We start from the raw sequence: 19281 nt of genomic DNA on the forward strand, positions 1-19281 counted from the left end.
CGTGCCTCAGCGCGGGAGTTCGGGCAGTCGGTCGGTGACCGACAGCGGCCGGCCAGGCTCGTCGGTCGGCGTAAGGGTCATCCGTACACGCTGTGTCCGGCCGCCGGTGCGCTTGCCGTCGGCGCCCGCTTCGACCACCCACAGCTTCAGCCCGCCACGCCCGCCTGCCTCGCGCGTCATCGTGAGCTCGCACTCCAGCTCCACAGTCCCGACGCCGAACTTGACCCCGCGCCCTGCCCCTTCCTGCTGTGCCGTCTCCAACTGCTCGCGAAGTACGCGGATGTAGTCGGCCAGGGGCACGCCCTCGGGGTCGCTCATCAGATGCTGCCTCCACGTATGTCGATAGCGACGAGTCTGCCAGGCGGCATCCTTCGTAGGCGAACCGGATTCGTCGACCTTGACGCGCGGGGACCCCTTCCGGCACGGCACCTGTGCAGGTTCCACCCTACGCCGGGCGGGTGATGGTGGAGGCGGTGCCAACTGTGGTCGAGGTCCCCAAGACCGCGATCACCGCCCTACTGAAGGAATCGCGTGGAGCTGATCTCCAGCGCCGAGCACAACCATTTCTTTGAGACCTTCACGTCCGATGCCGTCCACCTGGAGCTGAGGTACGACTACTCCGTCCCGGACGAAGAACACGTCCGCGACGAACGCCACGTAGACAATCCCGGACCAGGTGGCCACGTAGGTGAAGTCGGCCACCCACCGCTCGTTCGGGCGGGATGCGGTGAAGTCGCTTCGCAACAGGTCGACAGCCCGCTGGTGGCCGTCATCCCGGAGGGTGGTGCGGATCTTCTTCCCTCGTCTGGCGCCCTCAAGGCCGAGGTCGCGCATCAGCCGGGCGACGGTGCACCGGTGTGCCTTTGGAGGCTTCGCGATGCCGTTGCCGCCAGGCCTTCTGGACCCCCTAGACATTGAAGTTGTCCGTGTGAACGGGGCTGACCTGCGTCTTCAGCTCCGCGTCGCGCCGTGTCCGGGCGCTGGGAGTGCGGTTCTTGGCCGCGTCGTTAGGTCCTGGCCATCGCCGGCTTCGGCCTTGCGGACGCCGGTCCGTGCCGTCTCGGCCGCACCGATGCCCAGCGTGGCTGCGACTGCGTTCATCGCGGCCCGCTCGGGCGGGTAGGGGGACGGGCGTGCCCTGGCTCGGTCCTCTCAGGGGAATCGAGCCTCGTCAGACCCAGCGCGCATGAATCCGCCGGGGGGCACGGCCCGCGCCCTGTGAGTTGCCTCACCCAGTGCTGTCTGCTTACGGTCCGAACTGCCTGGCCAGCGCTGGCTTTTCGCGCTCGGGGCCTGAGTGATGGCCGGATACGTCAGTGATCTGTCATTGCAGCCAGTCCGCAGGTCGATACAGGCTGTGATCGTGTTTGAGCGACGTGTTGTGGTGGTGGTGTACGCGGACGCAATGGCGCTGGACATCACCGGACCCAGTGAAGTGTTCGATACCGCCAACCGGTTTCTCGCCCCGGCGGGAGCTCCCTACCGGCTCGACTTCGTCTCCGCCGAAGCACCACTGGTGCGGACGAGTTCCGGAATGATGGTGGGGGCCTCGCCGCTGGAGGCGGGGCAGGGCCCGATCGACACGCTCCTCGTGCCGGGCGGGTGGGGCCTCAACAGTGCGCTCCGGGAAACGGCGTTGATCTCTTGGATCCGTCAGGCAGCGGCCCGATCCCGAAGAGTTGCCTCCGTGTGCGGCGGTTCCTTTCTGCTCGCCGAGGCCGGCCTGCTCGACGGCAGACGTGCGACCACGCACTGGGCGTACAGCGACGCGCTGGCCCACCGCTATCCGGACGTGACGGTGGACCCGGAGCCGATCTTCGTGTGGGACGGCCCCTTTGTGACCTCCGCGGGTGTGTCGACGGGGATCGACATGGCGCTGGCTCTGGTGGAGGCCGATCACGGTGCGGCGCTCGCGCTGCAGACGGCACGGTATCTGGTGCTGTTCCTCAAACGGCACGGAGGACAGGCGCAGTTCAGTGCCGTGCTCGACGCCCAGTTGGCCGACCATCCGCCGATCCGGGCGGCGCAGGAGTGGATTCTGGAGAATCTGCACAACCCCTTACCGGTCGCCGAGATCGCCCGGCGAGCCAACATGAGCCTGCGTAACTTTGCCCGCGTTTTCAGGCGTGAGGCGGGCACGACCCCCGGCCAGTACATCGAACGAACGCGTATAGCCCGCGCCCGCGAACTTCTGGAAACCACCGACCTGACGATCGGCCAGGTAGCGCGCCGCTGCGGATTCGGCGCCACCGAGACCTTCTTCCGCTCCTTCGGGCGAACCCTCGGACTCACCCCGAAGGAATACCGCCACCGTTTTCAGCTCATCTCGCCCTCCGGCTTCATCGACCCGCACCACGAGACGGACAGGAGCCCCGTATGACCACGACAACCGCGGACTTACCCGAGGCAGGAACGGTACGCCTGGTCGACTGTCTGGTGGGGGAGCTCGCCCGGGCCGGCGCAACCCACGTGTTCGGGGTCGGCGGCGCGAACATCGAGGACCTGTACGACGCGCTTCACCGCGCCGGTACCGTCCGCGGCGTCGTCGCCAAACACGAGTTCTCCGCCGTCACGATGGCTGACGGATGCGCCCGTACCACCAGGCGCATCGGCGTCGTGGCCGCCACCTCGGGCGGTGGTGCCTTGAATCTCCTGCCTGGCCTGGCCGAGGCGTACGCGTCCCGGGTGCCCGTGCTGGCCCTGGTGGGTCAGCCGCCGACCGGCCAGGAGGGCCACGGGGCGTTCCAGGACACCAGCGGCAAGGCGGGCTCCTTCGACGCCCGGGAGGTCTTCGCGCCTGTCTCCCGGTTCTGCGCGCGGGTCGATGAGGCGGACTCACTCACGGAGTTGCTGCGCCGGGCGTTGGCGGCGGCGCAGACCGATCCGCGGGGGCCGGCGGTCCTGCTGCTGCCCAAGGACGTGCAGCAGGCACGGATCCAGTTGCCCGGCCGCGGCGCGGCACAGACGCCGAGCGTGCCGACGTCGGAGCCGACGGCATCGACGGTGCTGCTCGACACGGTGGCCGTCACCGCCGCGGCCAACACCCTTCGCCGGGCCGACCGCGTCCTGGTCATCGCCGGTGAGGGGGTTGCCGCCACGGACGCGCGTGCGGAGGTGGCCGAACTGGCCCGGCGCTTGGGCGCGTGGGTCGCGGTCACCCCCGACGCCAAGGACGTCTTCGACAACAGCGATTCCCGATTCGCAGGTGTGGCCGGCGTGATGGGCCATGCCAACGTCGAGGACTGTCTGCGGCGGGCGGACGTGTGCCTGCTGGTCGGCACCCGGCTGCCGGTCCTGGCACGCGGGGGCCTTGAACAGGCCCTGGCCGCCACCGAAGTCGTATGCCTGGATCCTGAACCACCGTTCGTGCCGGGCACCGCACTGATCGGACATCTGCCGGACACGCTGCGCGCGGTGACCGGCCGGCTCCCGCCACGCTCACGCGCCTGCCCTCGGCACGCCGGCCCGCTTCCCACCCTCGTACCCGGCCCGGATGCACAGGCGCGAGGCCGAACCATCCCCTACGCCCAGGCGGTCGCCGCAGTGGAGGCGGCCCTCCCGCACGATGCGCACGTCTTCGTGGACGCCGGCAACGCGGGGGCCAGTGCGGTGCATCTGCTCCCGGCACCGCGCCACGGACGCTTCGTGCTGGCGGTCGGCATGGGAGGCATGGGCTACACCTTCGGTGCCGCAATCGGCGCCGCGCTCGCCAGCGGCCGGCGCACCTATGTACTCGCCGGGGACGGGGCTTTCTTCATGCACGGGATGGAAGTGCACACGGCCGTGGAGTACGCCGCACCCGTGAGCTTCGTCGTCTTCAACAACAACGCCCACGCCATGTGCGCGGTGCGTGAGGAGTACCTCCAGGGCGGCGTCCGCAGCGACGACCTCTTCTCCCGGACCGACCTCGCCGCAGGCATGGCCGCGGCCTTCCCGTCCCTGGAGGTCACAGGAGCCCACGACGCTGCACACCTGCGCCGTGCTCTGCTGCGCAGCAACGCGGGCGGCGGCCCGGCGTTCGTCGCGCTGGACTGCGACCCAGGTGAGATCCCTCCGTTCCGCCCCTTCCAGTCCTTCCTCGAAGCCACCCGAGGCACCCAGGCCACCGACAGCAAGGAGAGCTTCTATGAGCGAGGCGTCGTCCACGTTGGCTGACATCCCCGGTCTGATGAGGATCGAGAACCCCGGCAAGGAGGAGTTGACCGCGCACTGCATGGAGCTCACCCATGCCGTCTACCCCCACCACCAGGTCTACGGGCAGTACTGCACCATCCACGAGTACGTCGACTGCCCCCCGGAGCAGGTCTACGACTACCTGCGCCAGGGCCACCACCTGGAGGAGTGGACGTGCAGCCTGCGCAACTTCGCGCCCGCCGATGCACCGGGGCTGTGGGTCGGCTACGACCGGCTTGAGGACGACACCAGGATCTACTGCAAGGTGGTCGCCAATCCCGAGGCCATGACCGTGGACTACCACTGCTCCTGGGACCAGGGCGAAAGGCTGTGGATGATCTACCTGATGCGCGTCGTGCCGGCTCGCCTGGTGCTCGACAAGCCGGGATCGGTGATCACCTGGACCAACTGCCGGCACCCGTACTACGACGACAACCCGAGCCCCGACCTGGCTCCCCGCCCGGACCGCCCCTGGGTGGGCGATTTCTGGGACCTCTTCTACGCGGGGCACACCGTGGAGATGAACAACCTGAAGGCGATCCTCGAACACCGCCACCGCAATGGTCTGCCGGTCAGCGTGGCGCCGGTGAGGGCGGTGGCGCAGTGACCACGGTCAGCCTCACCGACGTCGCAAGCTACCTGCCCGGCGAGCCGGTTCCCGCGGGTTTCTACACCGAGTACCCCGGAGCCGAGGACAAGCTGCGCAGCCACCCCATGTTCAAGGTCCCGCCGATGCGGCACCACGTGGCGCCGGACGAGACCAACGCGGACATGATCGAACGTGCCGTGCAGCCCCTGATCGAACGGCAGGGAAGGGACGAGATCCGAGGTGTGGACGTGCTGTTGGTGCACAGCCAGCTGCCGGACCTGCCTTTCGTGGGCGCCGGCACCGAGGTGGCACGTCGGCTGGGCCTGAACCCGGAGTGGCTCATCGACGTGGCCAACGCGGGCTGCGCGTCCTTCGTGTACATGGTGAAGCTGGCGCGGCAGATCCTGAGCACCACCGACGCGAAGACCGCGCTGATCTGCAATGCGCAGAGCGCCGCGGGACAGTGCTTCACGCAGTCCGAGGTGCGCCGGCTCGCCCAGGCCGCGATCCCGGGCGACGGCTGCGGCGTGGGCTATGTGACGACATCGGCCGACAGCCCGGTGCTCGACGTGGAGACGAGGCATATCGGCGAGTACGCCGGGGACATGACCGTGGCGGTCGACGACGGCCGCAAGTACTGGGAGCCGGGCGAGTCCCAGCTGCGCATCGGCTTCACCGACTCCAGCGTCGCCAAGGTCCTGGCACGCGGCAACCGCCTCGTCCCGGAGGTGGTCACTGACCTGTGCCGGCGGCTCGGCGTGGCGACCGCGGACATCGACGTCCTCATCACCAACCAGCCCAACCGCACCTTCCTGCGGAACTGGCGAGAGGCGCTGCAATTACCCGCCGAACGGCATCTGAACACCTTCGACGAGTACGGCAATCTCTTCGGCGCGGCGATCCCGATCACCCTGGACCGTGCGATCCGGTCACACCAGGTCGCGGACGGTGATCTGGTGGTTCTCGGGGGGTTCGCCCATGCAGGCGACTTCGCCGGTGCCGTCGCCGTGCGTTGGCGCGGCGGGCGGGGCTGACGGATGAACATGCCCGTGCTGCATCGACTGGCCCTGAACGAGAGCCCGTACCCCCCGCTGCCCTCGGTCCGCAAGGCGATGCAACGTGCCGTTGCACAGGCCCACCGGTACCCGCAGTTCTATCCCGACGACCTCACCGAGCGGATCGCCGCATGGTGTCAGGTGAGTCCCGACCGCGTCGTGGTCGGCAGCGGATCGGTGGGAGTGGCCCTTCAGTTGCTGCAGGCTGTGGTCGAGCCCGGCGACACCATGGCCTACGCCTGGCGCAGCTTTGACGCGTATCCCCTGTTGGGCGCCATGGTCGGTGCTCACACCGTCCCCGTACCCCTGGCGCCCGACGGATGCCAGGATCTGGATGCCCTGCTGGCGGCGCTCGACGATCGCACCCGGGTCGTGGTGCTGTGCAATCCGCACAACCCCACCGGGACCCTGGTCGGCGCCGACGCGCTGTCGGCGTTCTTGCGTCAGGTTCCCCGGCACGTCACCGTCCTTCTCGACGAGGCGTATGTGGAGTTCGCCCGTGACGCCGATCTGCCTGATGCCCCCGCCCTCTTGGGTCACCACCCCAACCTGCTGGTCCTGCGCACCTTCTCCAAGGCGTACGGCCTGGCCGCCCTGCGGGTCGGCTACGGACTCGGCGACCCCGACCTGGTGGCACGAATGCGCCGGCAACAACTGCCCTTCGGGATCAACGCGGTGGCGACGGCGGCCGTGCACGCATCGCTTTGCGCCACCGACGAACTGCGCCGACGCGTGGACACCGTCATCGCCGAACGCAACCGGCTCCACCACCAACTCGTCCAGCGTGGCTGGCACATACGCCCGGGCCACGCCAACTCCCTGTGGCTCGCCGCCCCCGATCCGGTCGACGAAGGTGCCGCGGCACTCACCGCTGCCCACATCCAGGCGCGTCACTACCCCGGCGAGGGACTGCGGCTCACCGTCGGCAGCCGGGAGGCCAACGACACCGTGCTCGCCGCGTTGGCGGGAGTGGCCGACATGAAGCGTCAGGCAGGCATGCATCGAACGCACCACAGAACGAGGCGGTGGGCGCGTACCACCGGCGGCCGGTGAACGGTGGGACGGGGCAGGCCGAGACTCATGAGCAGCAGGAGGGGGGTCAGCATGGCCGAGGCGGATGCCAGGGCGGGAATCGGCATAGGTGGCGGCACCAAGGCGGGGCGGTCCCGCGCCGGTGGCGGCATCGCTGCAGTGTGATGTCCTCGCGGATCGACCGCGCGCGGGCGGAGGCGAGGACCAGGGCCGTCGCCGCGGCGTCCCGCACGGCCACGCCGGCACCACCACCGCCTCGGCCGCGCTGCCGGAGCGGGCCACCTGTTACCTATCCACCAACCGGCCCCGCCCCGACGCACCTCACGCCGCCACGAGCCCGCAGCCGCCGGCCGACCTCGCCGAGATCGTCCGCCTCTACGGCCTGCGGCCATGGATCGAGCAGAGCTACAACTGCGTGCTCTGTGCACCCCGGACGGGCGGGGTCGCGGCCGGGTCGACGGTTCCCGGCGCAGCAGATGACATCGAGACCATCGACACGGTAGGACAGGGGAGGGCGTTCCCCCGTCCTGGCCGGTCAGCCGACGGTCAGGGAGAAGGGACCGCCCAGCACCGAGTAGCCGTCATTGGCGAGGTAGTACACGTCATACGTACCCGCGCCGCCCAGTTTGTCGGTCGGGAAGGTCAGGGCGCCGCTGGCGTTGGGGGCGTAGGACCAGGTGAGCGAGGCCTGCTTGCCGGGGGTGACGCCCGCCGGGTAGATACCGATCCAGTTCTTGGCGCTCACCTGGGAAGCCGACGGCACCGAGTAGCGGAAGGTGACGTTGCCGCCGCTCGCGACCGCGTTCAGGTCGCCGGTGAGCGTGGGGACGGTCGCGGTGGACGGCGCGAACGCGGCGTTGAGCGGCGTGGCGTAGGTGTCGTTGGCGGTCAGTGCGGGCAGACCGAGGGCCGCCTCGATGGTGCGGCCTATGCCGTAGTGGTCGTAGTGGAGCGGGCTGCTGGTGCCGGCCGGGACGGTGCCCTGGGAGCCGACAACGGTGGTGACGACGTGATTGTAGGCCTCGCCCTGGCTCTCGTCCCACGTCAGAAGCAGGAGCGAGCGCTGCTGGGTGAAGGCCGCAGAGGCGAGGACCGGCGCGAGGGTCTGCTTCAGCCAGCCGTCCTGGGTCTTGAGGCTGGTGGCATTGCCGTTGCCGGAGGCCTCTCCGTCGTAGTAGTCGTCGGCGGCGACCCAGGAGAAGTTGGGGGTGGTGGCCGCGGACTTCAAGTCGGTGGTCAGCTGCGTGGTGTCGAACAGGTGGGCCGCGCAGCGGGAGGCGTTGCCGCTGATGTCGGTGTAGTTGATGAAGGGAGCGTCGTCGGGCTCGTAGTAACTGTCGTGGTCGTTCTTGGTGTTGCAAGGGGTGCCCATGCCCTGCTCGTAGGCCTTCCAGGTCTTGCCTGCCGCCTCCAGGGTGTCGCCGAGGTTGCGCTGGGGCGAGTTGATGTTGGGGAAGTACGTGGCGCCCTTGGTGTAGGTGTCGCCGCCGGCGATGGCGAGGTAGTTCTCGTCGCTCGGGTGGTAGACGCCGTGGAAGTCGGTGAGCGTGGCGCCCTGGCTCATGAGGCTGTGCATGTACGGCGTGTCCGCCGGGTCGTTCATGACCTCGGAGTAGTCGGTGTTCTCCATCATGACCATGAACACGTGGTCGTAGCCGGGGACCTTGGAGACAGGCGGGGCGAGCGGGGCCGGCGCGTCGACCGGGGTGTCCAGGGTGAGGGCGAGGTTGTCGAGGTAGCCGGTCTCACTGCTCGTCGACAGGAACTGCACCTCGACCTGGATGGAACGGGTGCCGGCCGGGACTGCGCCGTTGCTGCTGCGCGAGAGGAACTTGGTGGCCAGGCCCCGGTCGCTCGCGGAGACCGTGGGCAGCTTGGCGACGGGGCCGATCGGGTGGCCGCTGCCGTCGTGGAAGTGCAGGCTCACTGCGGCATGGCCGCTGTAGGTCGTCCAGCCGCCGAGCCAGCCGGACAGGTCGTAGTGCACGCCTCCGCCGTCGATGGCTGAGGCGGCCGAGGAGACGTCGACGGTCTGCGTCATCGCGCCGTCGCCGAAGTTTCCGGGCCCGAAGAAGGCCTTGCCCGGGGTCTTGCCGTCGCTGGGATACCCGAAGGCGGCGACGGAGTGACACACGACGTTCAAACCGCCGGCCTCGGTGGTCCAGCCGGGGATCGTAGTGGCCGCCGCCCAGTCGCCGGTGCAGTAACCGCCGCTCTCCGCATCGCCGTTGACGATCAGGTTGCCGCTGCTTCCGGCCGCCCGGGCGAGGGAGGGAACGACGACGATCAGTGCCCCGAGGAGAGCGAGAAGCCCGCCGAGGGATCTCCAGCGCAGTCGCATACTTGGTACCTCGTCCCCTTGATAAGGATGCCGTGAGGACACGCCCGCACGGCCTGAAGGTGCGCAACGAACGGGACATGACTACTGGTTGTCGCTGTCGAGCGGAAGAACTACGCCCGAACTTGACCAGACAAGTTCACGGCGGATGAGGCCTTGGTCGCCGCGCGGGCCATGACGAGCTCCGTGGTCGCCGTGGCAGGTGCACGCGACCGACCGGGCCGCCGAGCGCGAGACGACGGGCAGGCGGGGCGGGCGGCCCCTCGTCCACCGCACCGGCCTCTACCGCGTGGCTACGCGCGCGAGAGGGCTCTGGCCCACTCCATTGAACGCGCCGCCTCAGGCTCCCGCAGCCGGGGCAGGCCGCCTGCCGGGCCGTGCTCGGGGCCTCCACCCGGGCGGCCCTGCCGGTCATCTCAACCGACCCCACCAACACGTTCTCCAGCGAGGAGAACAGCAACTCTTCCTGCGGCCCTACGTCCACAGCCATGCCCCACTGACAGCCGTGGGCCGCATGAGCCGGTCGCGGGCGATGCCGCGCCGGGCGTCATCGTGCTTCTTCGCGCGCGACCCCGCGGGGTGTCGTATCGGGCCGGTGGGCCAGCATCTGCTCAGTCGTCGCCTGCCTGTGAGGGGTCATCATGCGTTCCATTCGCCGTGCCGCGTCCACTGTGGTGTTTGTGTGCTTGCTGCTGGCGAGCTGTGAGCCCGGCTCGCTCGGCACGTCGACGTCGTCCGAAAACCGGAGCCCGGCGGCGGGAGCATAGGCACGGCCGCGCCGGCTGGGCCGACCGCGGTGGGGGCGGGTCTGCAGAAGCAGTACACGGTGCAGCAGCAGATGGCCGTCGGCTCCTGCCACTACCGCTACGAGCACGGCGAGTCGCTGGAGGATCCGAAGTGCACGCCGGGCGTGATCTCCCCGGCGGTCACCCAGGCGAACTTGAAGTCGGTGATCTGCCGTAACTCAACGCCGCCTCCTACGGCTGCACCGGTTCCATGAGGTCGGCCGAGCTCGACCACCTGATCAGCCTGCGGCTCGGCGGGGACCCCAACGACTACCGGAACCTGTGGGTGGAGCCCGCCGATCCCGGTCGCAAGGGTTCCGGGGTGAACAACAGCGCCGACGAGAACCGGAACGCCCACGGCCCGTTGAGGTCGATCCGGGGGGCGTCGGAGTCCAGCACGGCGTGCGGCGCCAACCGCCCGCGGCCGGGCGTGAAGTCCTCGAAATAGCGTGCAGGCATGCCAGAGTCCTCCGGACGGGCTCGGGTGATGCGCGCGAACGTACTACCGAAGGCGTGTTGCGGGAAGACGCTCCCGCCACTGCAGTCTTGCCGGTCCGGATGCCCGGCTGTTCGGACTCGATCCCGGCACGCTGCCGTTTGAGCGACGTGGCATCTGGGCTGTCGCGCGGTACGGGAGAGAAGGGCGCCGCGCCCGCGGCGCCGAGTGTTCTTCCGCACGTCGGGGGCACCTCGTCCGGCACCGCTTCTGTGCTGGGGACGACTGCAGGTGTCTGCCCTGGATCACGGGTCACCTCGATCGGGTCACTGCGGCGCCCGGGCTGCGAGCCGACTGGACCATCCGCATGGTGATGGCCACGTCGGACGAACGGCAGGCATTCTGGATCGACTCCACCATCGTCCGCGCCCATCAGCACGCCACGGCCACGGCCTGAAAGAAGGGGGACCCTCCGGCAGGACGAACCGGACGATCACGCCCTCGGCCGCTCCCGAGGCGGACTGACAACCAAGATCCAGCTCGCCTGCGACGGCCAGGGACGGCCGCTGGCCGTCACGCTCATGGCCGGCCTGCGTCATGACGGCGTCTGCGCACGCCCGCTTCTCGAGCGGATCCGAGTGCCCCGCATCGGTCGGGGCCGATCGAGCTGCCGCCCGGACCGCATGGTCGCGGACAAGGCCTAACGCCTCCGGCGGCTTTCGCGCCTGCCTCCGCAAGCGCGGCATCAGCCACACCATTCCAGAAAAGCGGGGCCAGCAACGCCACCGCCGTAACCGGGGCCGTGACGGCGGTCGCCCACCGCGGTTCGACCGACGTCTACTGCCGACGCAACACCGTCGAACGCTGCTTCAACCAGCTCGAGAACTTCCGCGGCATGGCTACCCGATACGACAAGACCGCCGCCTGCTACGAAGCAGCGGTCTCTCTCGCGTCATTCCTGCTCTGAGCAAGATCCGTTTGAAGACGGTCCCTGGATCATTCCTCGCGACCGTCAGGGGAACTCACCGCTATTGGAAGGGGCTTGGAGGGGCACGTCATGTCGTGTGCCGGGACCGTCCCTTTGAGTAGATAGGCGTCGACGACCGAGTCCACGCACCTGTTGCCGTTCTGGTACTGGCCGTGGTCGCCGCCGCCGGTGACCGTGACCAGCCGCGAGCCCTTCAGCGCCTTGTGCGCGCGCAGTGCGCCCTCGTAGTACGTGGCCGGGTCATGCACGGAGTTGAGCATGAGCGTCGGCGGCAGTCCCTTGCCGGTGACCTTGGTGTGCGGGGCGTCCGACGTCGGCCAGTACACGCATGTCGCCGCATAGGCCAGCTCGCGGGCGCCGACCAGCGGGTACTTCTGCGTGTCCTTGGCGCTCTGCCGCAGCCAGTATCCAAGGTCGCGGTTCCACGGGGTGTCGTTGCAGGTGACGGGGAAGTAGGTGGCGTTGAAACCGGGGGAGAGGTAGTTGGTGAACGCCTTCTGGACCAGCTGACGTTGCGCCGTTGTCGCCGTGTCCCAGTGGTCCAGGGCTGCGAGGACGGAGGCCAGCGGGCGCCACCCCTGATCGGCGTTGTAGAGCGCCTGGAGGGTGAGGTTGTCCAGCTGGTTGGGACCGACCGTCAGCGAGCCGATGGTGATCGGGTGATCGTGCAGTGAGGCGCGGCGAGCCTCCCACTTGGCCTTCGCCTCGGCAGCCGTGCTCCCGTAGTGGTAGACGGAGTCGTACCTCGCGATCCACGGCAGGAAGTCCTGCTCGAAGCGGCGCTGGAAGCTCATCGGCTGGCCGAGCTCGGCCTGTTGCCAGGTCCCGTCAAAGGCCAGGTTGCTGTCCAGCACGGCGCGCTCGACGTGCTGCGGGAACTGCGTTGCGTAGTACGCCCCGAGCCAGGTGGCGTACGAGGGGCCGTAGTACGCGATTTTCTGCACTCCGAGCAGGGCACGGAACAGGTCCAAGTCGTGCACGGCCTGATCCGTATTGAGGTACTCGACCAGATCGCCGCTGCGCTTCTCGCAGTCCTTCGCGAACTGCCGGGAGCGGTTGACGACGCCCTGGAGCGCGGCGGGGGAGCGGTCGCGGAAATCGCCGGCGTAGAAGCCCTGGAACTCGGCGTCGGTCTGACACGTGGCGTGCGAACTGCTGCCGACGCCGCGCTGGTCGAAGCTGACCACGTCATACGCGGCGCCGACCGCGGGCGACGCCTTGACGAACGCCGCGGGCCGGATCAGCCCCGAGGCGCCCGGTCCGCCGGCGGCCATCATCAGCACCCCGCGCCGGTGGGCGGGATCCGTCGCGCGGTGCCGGGACACCTCGATGGTGAGGTCCGTGCCGATGCCTGGGTGATGCCAGTCGCGGGGCACGGTCATCACCGCGCATTCCAGGGTCGGTGCCTGGGCGCACGGCTGCCAGTCCAGCCGCTGGGCGGCGTAGCGGGCCGCAGCGGACGGCGACCCGCCGGCCGGTCCGGGCTGATGCGTAGCCTGTGCTGCCGTCGGCGCCACTGCCGCCGCGACGGCCGCGGCCATCACACCTGATGCGGCGGCCGCAGGCCACCGTGCGGTGCGGAACGCGCACGCCGAAGACGCGAACTTCAAGAACTTGGACATGGATAGTCTGGACACCGAACCCCCTCACCGCCGTGCTGGGCTGCGCGGCGTCTGATTCGATGTTCGGGCCCGGACGGCTACCGATCGATCATGCTGATGCCCGTCTTGTGGGTGGTGCCAGCACCACCCCGCGCTCCACCGAGGCGGGAGCGGTGCTACTTGTTCGCGCTCCGGCAGACGCCCGCCCACGCGATGGCCAAGGTCGCCGACGCGGACGGGCAGGCGACGGGTGGTCGCGCGGATCACGGACGCTGATGGCGGCCTGGTACAGGTCTGCCGCCTGCCTGCACAGTGCCATGCTGTAGATCACGTCGTCGGTCGCGCTGACGGCCGACCAGGGCCTGCCACCGTGGCCGTGGGTGCTCTTCCTCACCCCGGACACCAGCACGGACGAACGGGCCAAGCAACGCGATTCCTCCTTGGCCATCCGTGGGTTCTACCCGTTCCTGCACCTCAACCTCGCTGCGGACTTCCACACCGCACGGGGAGCCGGGGTGGCGGCAGGCGCGGCCGCAGTGATGACGGTCACTATCGGTTACTTTGTGACAAAGGCTGCAAATGCCCGTGAATCCTTTGCTTCGGTCAGGCATTCGGTCATCGTCGTGGGGTCCGTCCGTGTCATCCCGAGATGGCCAGCCATGCCAGGAGCAAAAACAGAATGCAGAACTCCAGTTCCGTCCGTCTGCTGCGCCGTGCGGCTCTCGGCTGCGCGGTGGCCCTCTCGTTCGCCCTGGCCGGTGCCGGTACGAGCGCAAGCGCCGCAACCGGCGCCGGCGCGCAGGCCGTCCCTGTCGGCGCCCCGAGCGCTTCGATCGCCCACAGTGCGGCGACGTACGGCCGGACCGTGGCACTCACCTTCGACGACGGCCCGGGGCCGTTCACGGGACAGGTCCTGGACCTGCTCGCCCAGTACCACGTACAGGCGACGTTCTGCCAGATAGGCAACCAGGCCGCCGCGAACCCCGCCCTGGTCAAGCGCATCCTCGCCGACGGCCACCGGCTGTGCGACCACACCGTGGACCACCCCCAGCCGATGCGTACCCTCCCGCACGCCACGCAGGTCCACGAGATCACCGCGGCCAAGGAAATGATCAGCAAGGCCGGCGGGCCGGGCACCCGGATCAGGTGGTTCCGTGCCCCCGGCGGCGACTTCAGCCCCGAAAACCGCCGGATAGCCGTGCAGGACGGTCTACGCCCGCTGGGCTGGACCGTCGACCCCCGTGACTGGTCGCGCCCCGGTGTCGCCTCGATCGTCGCCACCGTGAAACGGGAACTGCGCCCCGGCGGCATCGTCCTCATGCACGACGGCGGCGGCAACCGCAGCCAGACCGTGGCGGCCCTGCGCGAGCTGCTCCCCTGGATGACCCGGCAGGGCTACAGTTTCAGCCTTCCCGCAAGCTGACGCAGCGGCTTCATTCCGACACACCCGGGACCCGACGAGGTCTTCACGGGTACGGAAAGGGGCAGCCGCTCGGCGTGCGGTGCTCTCGCGCCGACAGGGTCTCCAGGCGGTGATGTGGTTCTGCGAGGTTCGACACGGCCCCGCTCAACGAAGGCGCTGGACTGCCGAACGCCAGCGCTGCCAACTCCAGCAACAGGCCGTCGACGTCGTGCCTGCGCCGCCTGCCCGGGCTGGAGCCCGGCCTCCCCGGCTGCGCAGGAGTGAGCGGGAACCGCAGGAACCGCGGGCTCGGCGGCGCGGACCTGGTATCCGAGTGAGGTCACCTGCCCAAAGTGCCAGGCCGGCCCGAACTACCGTGCACGCCCCACGGCCCGCACCACGAGCAGGTGGAGTGGGCGAAGGAGTTCACCCGCAAACTGTGGGGCTGAGGTACCACCACTGCGCCGCCGGGCCAACGTGGCACTGTGTCGTTTCCCAGGGGAAACGACACAGTGGGAGGAAACTCTGGCTGACCTACGAGCCTCACACGGTGTTTCCGCAGGTGGAAGCGTCGCGGTGCCCTTGTGAGCTGTGAGTGGCGGCGTGCGGCGAGACGGGTCAAGATAAGTACGCCGGGCGACGAAGCCCCTGGATTCGTCCCTGGTAGCGGGCCGACCGACAAAATGCGCTGACCTGGTGAAACGCAGCCACTGCCAGGTGACGATCCCGCGTAGAGGTGTGGAAATTCCCGCTGAACGGCCGTATGCCGGCGTCGTCGGTACGGGTGCTCGCGACCGGTTGCCAGACGGGGAAGCGGCCGGTGGCGAAGACTTCGAGTGTGATGAGGAAGACCGTGAAGGCCGCCGGGATGTGACGGAGCGGAATGGCGGGATGGTTGGCACCTGGGCGCGGTATCCGTCATCTGTGGCTGGCCGCCAGGTGGTTTCGCGCGGGATACTTCACCATGCCGCGGTGGGTTCTGGTGGGGCAGCAGCGCCTGTGCGCCGCCTTCCGTGGGGCAGCCAGGCTCGTCCACGAGGCGAAGAGCGGGCTACCGCGCAGGTGAGGCGTCGAGCAGCGCGAGGGCGTTGTGGACGCCCTGGTCGAGGACGTCGTCGGCGAGCTTCCGGTCGGCCAGGGCCCGGGAGAGTTGCAGCGCCCCGACCATCATGGCGAAGACGCTCAGCGCCTGCGCGCGTGCCGAGGGCGGGTTGTCGGGTGCCAGACGGGCTGCGATGTCGTCGATGACGGCCAGCATGCCCCCGGTGAACGCCTGCTTGGTCGCGTTTGTGCAGCGTCCGATCTCGTCGAGCAGGGCGGCGGTGGGGCAGCCGTTCTCGGGGTCGTCGCGGTGTCCGGGGGACAGGTACGCGCGGACGAACTGTTCGAGCCCGGGGCGGCCGGGCGCGAGTGCTTCAAGGCTCGCGTTCTGCGCGCTCAGCTGGTCGGCGACGGCGTTCGCGATGAGGTCCTCCTTGGAGGTGAAGTGGGCGTAGAAGGCGCCGTTGGTCAGGCCCGCGTCCGCCATGAGCGTTGAGATCCCGGAACCGTCGATGCCGTCCTTCTTGAACCGGCGGCCGGCCGCGTCGATGATCCGCTGCCGCGTCGCCTGCTTGTGGTCTTTCGTGTAGCGCGCCACGCACTCCTCCTTGTCGCTCCGGCCGGGAGGCCGCTTGCCGCCTGCCGATTCCCATCCTAGAGTAATTGCATTACGGTCATAATCCAATCGCTGAGGAGGTCCCAACATGACCACAAACCGGCCGGTAGCACTCGTGACCGGAGCATCGTCAGGCATCGGCAAGTCGGCCGCGCTCGCGCTCGTCGACGCAGGTTTTGAGGTCGTCGGAACGAGCCGCCGAGTCTCCGGGGATGCCCGCCGCGACGGCGTGACATTCCTCGACCTCGACGTGGCCAGCGACACCTCGGTCGCCCGCGCGGTCGACCGCGTGATCGAGAAGTTCGGGCGGATCGACGTCCTGGTCAACAACGCCGGCATCGGCTCCGCCGGCGCCGGCGAGGAACGCTCCCTTGCCCAGGACCAGCAGCTGTTCGACATCAACGTCTTCGGACTGATCCGCATGACCAAGGCCGTCCTGCCGCACATGCGCGCCCAAGGCCGCGGCCGGATCATCAACATCTCGTCCGTCCTCGGGTTCGTCCCCGCGCCGTACATGGCCGCCTACGCCGCGTCCAAGCACGCGGTCGAGGGCTACTCCGAATCCATGGACCACGAGGTCCGCCAGCACGGCGTCCGCGTTCTGCTCGTCGAGCCCGCCGTGACCAGGACCGCGTTCGAGGCGAACTCCCCGAAGCCCGCCATGCCTCTGCCGGTCTACGAGCAGCAGCGGCAGGTCTGCGAGCGCCTGATGGGCGCGGCAATGAAGGACGGCGACGATCCCGCCACCGTAGCCAAGGCGATCGTCGCCGCGGCGACCGACCCGAAGCCGAGGCTGCGCTACCCCGCCGGGTCGACCGCCGGACGCGTCAGCGCCCTGCGCCGCCTCGTCCCCTCCCGGGCCTTCGACCGGCAGATCCGCAAGCTCAACCAGCTGCCTACCTGACCGACACCTCCCGAACGCCGCTGCCCCGGCCGCTCCTTTTCGTAGCGCTTCCAGCGGATGGCACGGCGCTTGTAGCGCTGCGAGGCCGGCAGCCGGTTCAGGCCTACCTTCTTCAAGATCCGCCAGAGGCCGGACGTGCTGATCGCCACGTCGTGGTAGCGCTGCAGATACGCGGCGATCTTTGCGGGCCGAAGTGGTACTGCCGGCGCAGCCAGTTCAGTCAGGCTGGTCGTTCACCCACTGGAGCCTGCGCAAGCTTGCCGACTACTTCGGCCATCCACCGGCCGGGGTGTGCCGGGTGGTCATCGGCCGCGAGCGGCTGCGGGGGCTGCTGCACCGCCATCACACCTCCTTCCAGCGCACCCGTACCTGGAAGGAGATCAAGGATCCGGACGCCGACGCCAAACTGGACCGCATCGAGGAGGTGACCCGGCGCTTTCCTGACCGGTGCTTTCGCCTTCGACCAGTTCGGGCCGCTGTCCATCCGGCCCTGTCACGGCAACTGCTGGGCCAGACGCAACCACCCCGACCGGCTGCCTGCCACCTACCACCGCACCCACGGCATCCGTAACTTCCACGATTGTTACAGCCTCGCCGACGACACCCTCTGGGGGTGTGGTGCGCACCCGCAGGGCGCCGACCACACCCTGGCCTGAAGACCCATCCGTGTCGTCCGGCCTGACGGCGCCCCCCATCTACGTATCCTCGGCAACTGGTCCGGGAACAAGACCAAGAGCATCCGCACATGGGCCACCCGCCACAAGAGCGAGCTGTGCTTCACCCTGACCCAGGCGTCCTGGGCCAACCCCATCGAGCCGCGCCTTGGGCCGCTGCGCGGCTTCGTCCTGGGCAACAGCGACCCGCTCAACCACCCCACGGCCGCCCGCGACCTGCACGCCTATCTGCGCTGGCGCAACACCCACCGCCGCCACCCCGACGCCCTGGCCGCCCAGCGCCGCGAACGCGCCCGCATCCGCAGCGAACGCCAGCGCCGCCGGGGCCGACCCCGGCCGCACGGCTGACGCGGCGGGCGGCCCAGATGTCGCGGGCGATGCCGAGGCCGTCTGCGCAGGGGATTTCTTCGGTGACGGCCTTGTACATGTACTTGCCGGCCTCCCAGGCGGCGACGGGGACCGCTCCGCCGAGGAGAAATGCCCTCTGAGGTACCGCGTCACGGTACGAATGCGCCAGGCAGGGCACCTGGACCGGTAGACCTCTGTTGGAGGGCCGGGCGAACGGCCCGACGTGGAGGAGAGCCATGAGTCGACTGGCCCGGCTGGATGCCTATCAGCGACGGCACCGATGGGCGGGCCTGCCGCTGGCCGTGGCGTACAAGTTCTTCGACGACCAGGCCACGTACCTCGCCGCGCTGCTGGCCTACTACGCGTTCCTCTCGCTGTTCCCGCTGTTGCTGATCCTGGTCGCCGTGCTCAGTGCCGTCCTGCACGGCAACCACGAGCTGCAGCAGTCCGTGCTGCACTCCGCCCTGAGCGAGTTCCCGGTGATCGGCGACCAGATCGGGAACAACATCCACTCCTTCCACGGCAGTGGCATCGCGCTCGCCGTGGGTATCGCGGGCAGCCTGTACGGGGCACTCGGCATCGCGCAAGCAGCGCAACACGCCCTGAACAAGATCTTTGCTGTCCCGCGTCACGCTCGCCCCGACCCGCTGCGTTCGCGGCTTGAGGGGTTGAAGTTCCTCGCTCTCCTGCCTTTCGGCTTGGCGGTAACCGTCGCGCTGTCGACTGCCGAGTCAGCGGCCAGCGTGTTCGGAGCACGGCTGGCTGTCGGGGTGCGTCTGGCTGCCGCACTCGCGGCCATCGTCGTGAACGCCGCCCTGTTGCTCTTCAGCTACCGGCTGCTGACCAGGCGCCGGCTGCCGCTGCGCCTGATGTCCGGCACGGCGCTGGGCGGCGCCTGTGCCTGGCAGCTGCTGCAGTGGGGCGGTTCGTACTACGTCAGCCATGTCCTGAAGGGCACCACGGCGACCTACGGGATGTTCGGCATTGTGCTCGGCCTGCTGGCCTGGCTCTATCTGGGGACAGTGGTGTATCTGGTGACGGCGGAGATCTGCTCGGTGCGCTGCATGCGACTGTGGCCCCGCAGTCTGCTGAGCCCATTCACCGAAAGGGTGAAGCTCACCCCCGGCGACCAGCGCGCCTACCGCTCGTACGCGACGACGGAGACCTTCAAAGGCTTCGAGAAGATCACCGTTCGCTTCACACCACCCCCCACGGGGAACGACGACAATCCGGATCCGCCCAAACCGACCTGTGGCGGCTAAGGCTCACGACACGTGCCCCAGGGCAGACGACAGCGCG

The 19281-nt window shown here is 69.0% G+C and carries 17 protein-coding genes and 1 pseudogene; 12 read left to right on the forward strand and 6 right to left on the reverse strand.

Annotated features, from left to right (window positions below; genetic code table 11):
- Positions 1-6 precede the first annotated feature (6 nt).
- Complete coding sequence (locus tag ABD355_RS10885) at positions 7-318, reverse strand: trypco2 family protein (RefSeq protein WP_344399977.1); 312 nt, start codon at positions 316-318, stop codon at positions 7-9.
- 189 nt (positions 319-507) lie between these two features.
- A complete protein-coding gene (locus tag ABD355_RS44620; RefSeq protein ID WP_425585720.1) occupies positions 508-834 on the reverse strand; it encodes a hypothetical protein in 327 nt (108 codons plus the stop codon).
- Positions 835-1363: 529 nt separating this feature from the next.
- Here ABD355_RS44620 and ABD355_RS10895 point away from each other — a divergent pair.
- The 6 genes and pseudogenes from ABD355_RS10895 to ABD355_RS44625 all read left to right on the forward strand — a co-directional run.
- Positions 1364-2380 carry a GlxA family transcriptional regulator gene (locus tag ABD355_RS10895; RefSeq protein WP_344399978.1) on the forward strand — a complete coding sequence of 339 codons (1017 nt, stop codon included), beginning with the start codon at positions 1364-1366 and terminating at the stop codon, positions 2378-2380.
- Positions 2377-4155 (forward strand): thiamine pyrophosphate-binding protein, encoded by a 1779-nt coding sequence (locus ABD355_RS10900; protein ID WP_344399979.1) that lies wholly within the window; start codon positions 2377-2379, stop codon positions 4153-4155. Before ABD355_RS10895 ends, ABD355_RS10900 begins: the two co-directional genes overlap by 4 nt.
- Entirely contained in the window at positions 4127-4780 is a 654-nt protein-coding gene (locus ABD355_RS10905) for an SRPBCC family protein (RefSeq protein WP_344399980.1), read from the forward strand. The genes ABD355_RS10900 and ABD355_RS10905 overlap by 29 nt, the downstream gene beginning before the upstream one ends.
- Entirely contained in the window at positions 4777-5796 is a 1020-nt protein-coding gene (locus ABD355_RS10910; RefSeq protein WP_344399982.1) for a 3-oxoacyl-ACP synthase III family protein, read from the forward strand. The genes ABD355_RS10905 and ABD355_RS10910 overlap by 4 nt, the downstream gene beginning before the upstream one ends.
- Before the next feature lie 9 nt (positions 5797-5805).
- A complete protein-coding gene (locus ABD355_RS10915) occupies positions 5806-6870 on the forward strand; it encodes a histidinol-phosphate transaminase (RefSeq protein WP_344399983.1) in 1065 nt (354 codons plus the stop codon).
- A 226-nt stretch (positions 6871-7096) separates the two neighbouring features.
- Positions 7097-7258 (forward strand): annotated as a pseudogene (locus tag ABD355_RS44625) (IS701 family transposase); the annotation flags it as partial.
- 126 nt (positions 7259-7384) lie between these two features.
- Here ABD355_RS44625 and ABD355_RS10920 read toward each other — a convergent pair.
- Positions 7385-9190 carry an alkaline phosphatase family protein gene (locus ABD355_RS10920; RefSeq protein WP_344399984.1) on the reverse strand — a complete coding sequence of 602 codons (1806 nt, stop codon included), beginning with the start codon at positions 9188-9190 and terminating at the stop codon, positions 7385-7387.
- An 823-nt stretch (positions 9191-10013) separates the two neighbouring features.
- Between ABD355_RS10920 and ABD355_RS10925 the strand changes: the two genes are divergently transcribed.
- Positions 10014-10187, forward strand: coding sequence for a hypothetical protein (locus ABD355_RS10925; protein WP_344399985.1), 174 nt, complete (start codon positions 10014-10016; stop codon positions 10185-10187).
- Between the two features lie 55 nt (positions 10188-10242).
- Here ABD355_RS10925 and ABD355_RS10930 read toward each other — a convergent pair whose 3' ends face one another.
- Positions 10243-10431, reverse strand: coding sequence for a hypothetical protein (locus ABD355_RS10930; RefSeq protein ID WP_344399986.1), 189 nt, complete (start codon positions 10429-10431; stop codon positions 10243-10245).
- A gap of 779 nt (positions 10432-11210) precedes the next feature.
- Between ABD355_RS10930 and ABD355_RS10940 the strand changes: the two genes are divergently transcribed.
- Positions 11211-11375, forward strand: a complete 165-nt coding sequence (locus ABD355_RS10940) for a hypothetical protein (protein ID WP_425585721.1) — start codon at positions 11211-11213, stop codon at positions 11373-11375.
- 29 nt (positions 11376-11404) lie between these two features.
- Here ABD355_RS10940 and ABD355_RS10945 read toward each other — a convergent pair whose 3' ends face one another.
- Positions 11405-13018 (reverse strand): alpha/beta hydrolase, encoded by a 1614-nt coding sequence (locus ABD355_RS10945; protein WP_344399987.1) that lies wholly within the window; start codon positions 13016-13018, stop codon positions 11405-11407.
- 658 nt (positions 13019-13676) lie between these two features.
- Here ABD355_RS10945 and ABD355_RS10950 point away from each other — a divergent pair.
- The gene (locus ABD355_RS10950; protein WP_344399988.1) at positions 13677-14420 is read left to right on the forward strand and encodes a polysaccharide deacetylase family protein; all 744 of its coding nucleotides are present in this window, start codon (positions 13677-13679) and stop codon (positions 14418-14420) included.
- Positions 14421-15450: 1030 nt separating this feature from the next.
- On the opposite strand, the gene ABD355_RS10955 is transcribed toward ABD355_RS10950, so the two are convergent.
- Complete coding sequence (locus tag ABD355_RS10955) at positions 15451-16038, reverse strand: TetR/AcrR family transcriptional regulator (protein ID WP_344399989.1); 588 nt, start codon at positions 16036-16038, stop codon at positions 15451-15453.
- Positions 16039-16144: 106 nt separating this feature from the next.
- On the opposite strand from ABD355_RS10955, the gene ABD355_RS10960 reads away from it, so the two are divergent.
- From ABD355_RS10960 to ABD355_RS10970, 3 genes are all read left to right on the forward strand, one after another.
- Complete coding sequence (locus ABD355_RS10960) at positions 16145-16960, forward strand: oxidoreductase (RefSeq protein WP_344399990.1); 816 nt, start codon at positions 16145-16147, stop codon at positions 16958-16960.
- A gap of 181 nt (positions 16961-17141) precedes the next feature.
- Entirely contained in the window at positions 17142-17531 is a 390-nt protein-coding gene (locus tag ABD355_RS44630) for a hypothetical protein (RefSeq protein WP_425585722.1), read from the forward strand.
- Between the two features lie 687 nt (positions 17532-18218).
- On the forward strand, positions 18219-19244 hold the full coding sequence (locus ABD355_RS10970) for a YihY/virulence factor BrkB family protein (RefSeq protein ID WP_344399991.1): 1026 nt from the start codon (positions 18219-18221) through the stop codon (positions 19242-19244).
- Positions 19245-19281: the final 37 nt, after the last annotated feature.

This window comes from Streptomyces longisporus, assembly GCF_039532765.1.
Taxonomy (GTDB): domain Bacteria; phylum Actinomycetota; class Actinomycetes; order Streptomycetales; family Streptomycetaceae; genus Streptomyces; species Streptomyces longisporus.

Coding starts and splice junctions, on each gene's coding strand:
- ABD355_RS10885 (WP_344399977.1), bottom strand. CDS start 318: ATGAGCGACCCCGAGGGCGTGCCCCTGGCCGACTACATCCGCGTACTT.
- ABD355_RS44620 (WP_425585720.1), bottom strand. CDS start 834: ATGCGCGACCTCGGCCTTGAGGGCGCCAGACGAGGGAAGAAGATCCGC.
- ABD355_RS10900 (WP_344399979.1), top strand. CDS start 2,377: ATGACCACGACAACCGCGGACTTACCCGAGGCAGGAACGGTACGCCTG.
- ABD355_RS10905 (WP_344399980.1), top strand. CDS start 4,127: ATGAGCGAGGCGTCGTCCACGTTGGCTGACATCCCCGGTCTGATGAGG.
- ABD355_RS10915 (WP_344399983.1), top strand. CDS start 5,806: ATGCCCGTGCTGCATCGACTGGCCCTGAACGAGAGCCCGTACCCCCCG.
- ABD355_RS10920 (WP_344399984.1), bottom strand. CDS start 9,190: ATGCGACTGCGCTGGAGATCCCTCGGCGGGCTTCTCGCTCTCCTCGGG.
- ABD355_RS10930 (WP_344399986.1), bottom strand. CDS start 10,431: ATGCCTGCACGCTATTTCGAGGACTTCACGCCCGGCCGCGGGCGGTTG.
- ABD355_RS10945 (WP_344399987.1), bottom strand. CDS start 13,018: ATGTCCAAGTTCTTGAAGTTCGCGTCTTCGGCGTGCGCGTTCCGCACC.
- ABD355_RS10950 (WP_344399988.1), top strand. CDS start 13,677: ATGCAGAACTCCAGTTCCGTCCGTCTGCTGCGCCGTGCGGCTCTCGGC.
- ABD355_RS10960 (WP_344399990.1), top strand. CDS start 16,145: ATGACCACAAACCGGCCGGTAGCACTCGTGACCGGAGCATCGTCAGGC.
- ABD355_RS10970 (WP_344399991.1), top strand. CDS start 18,219: ATGAGTCGACTGGCCCGGCTGGATGCCTATCAGCGACGGCACCGATGG.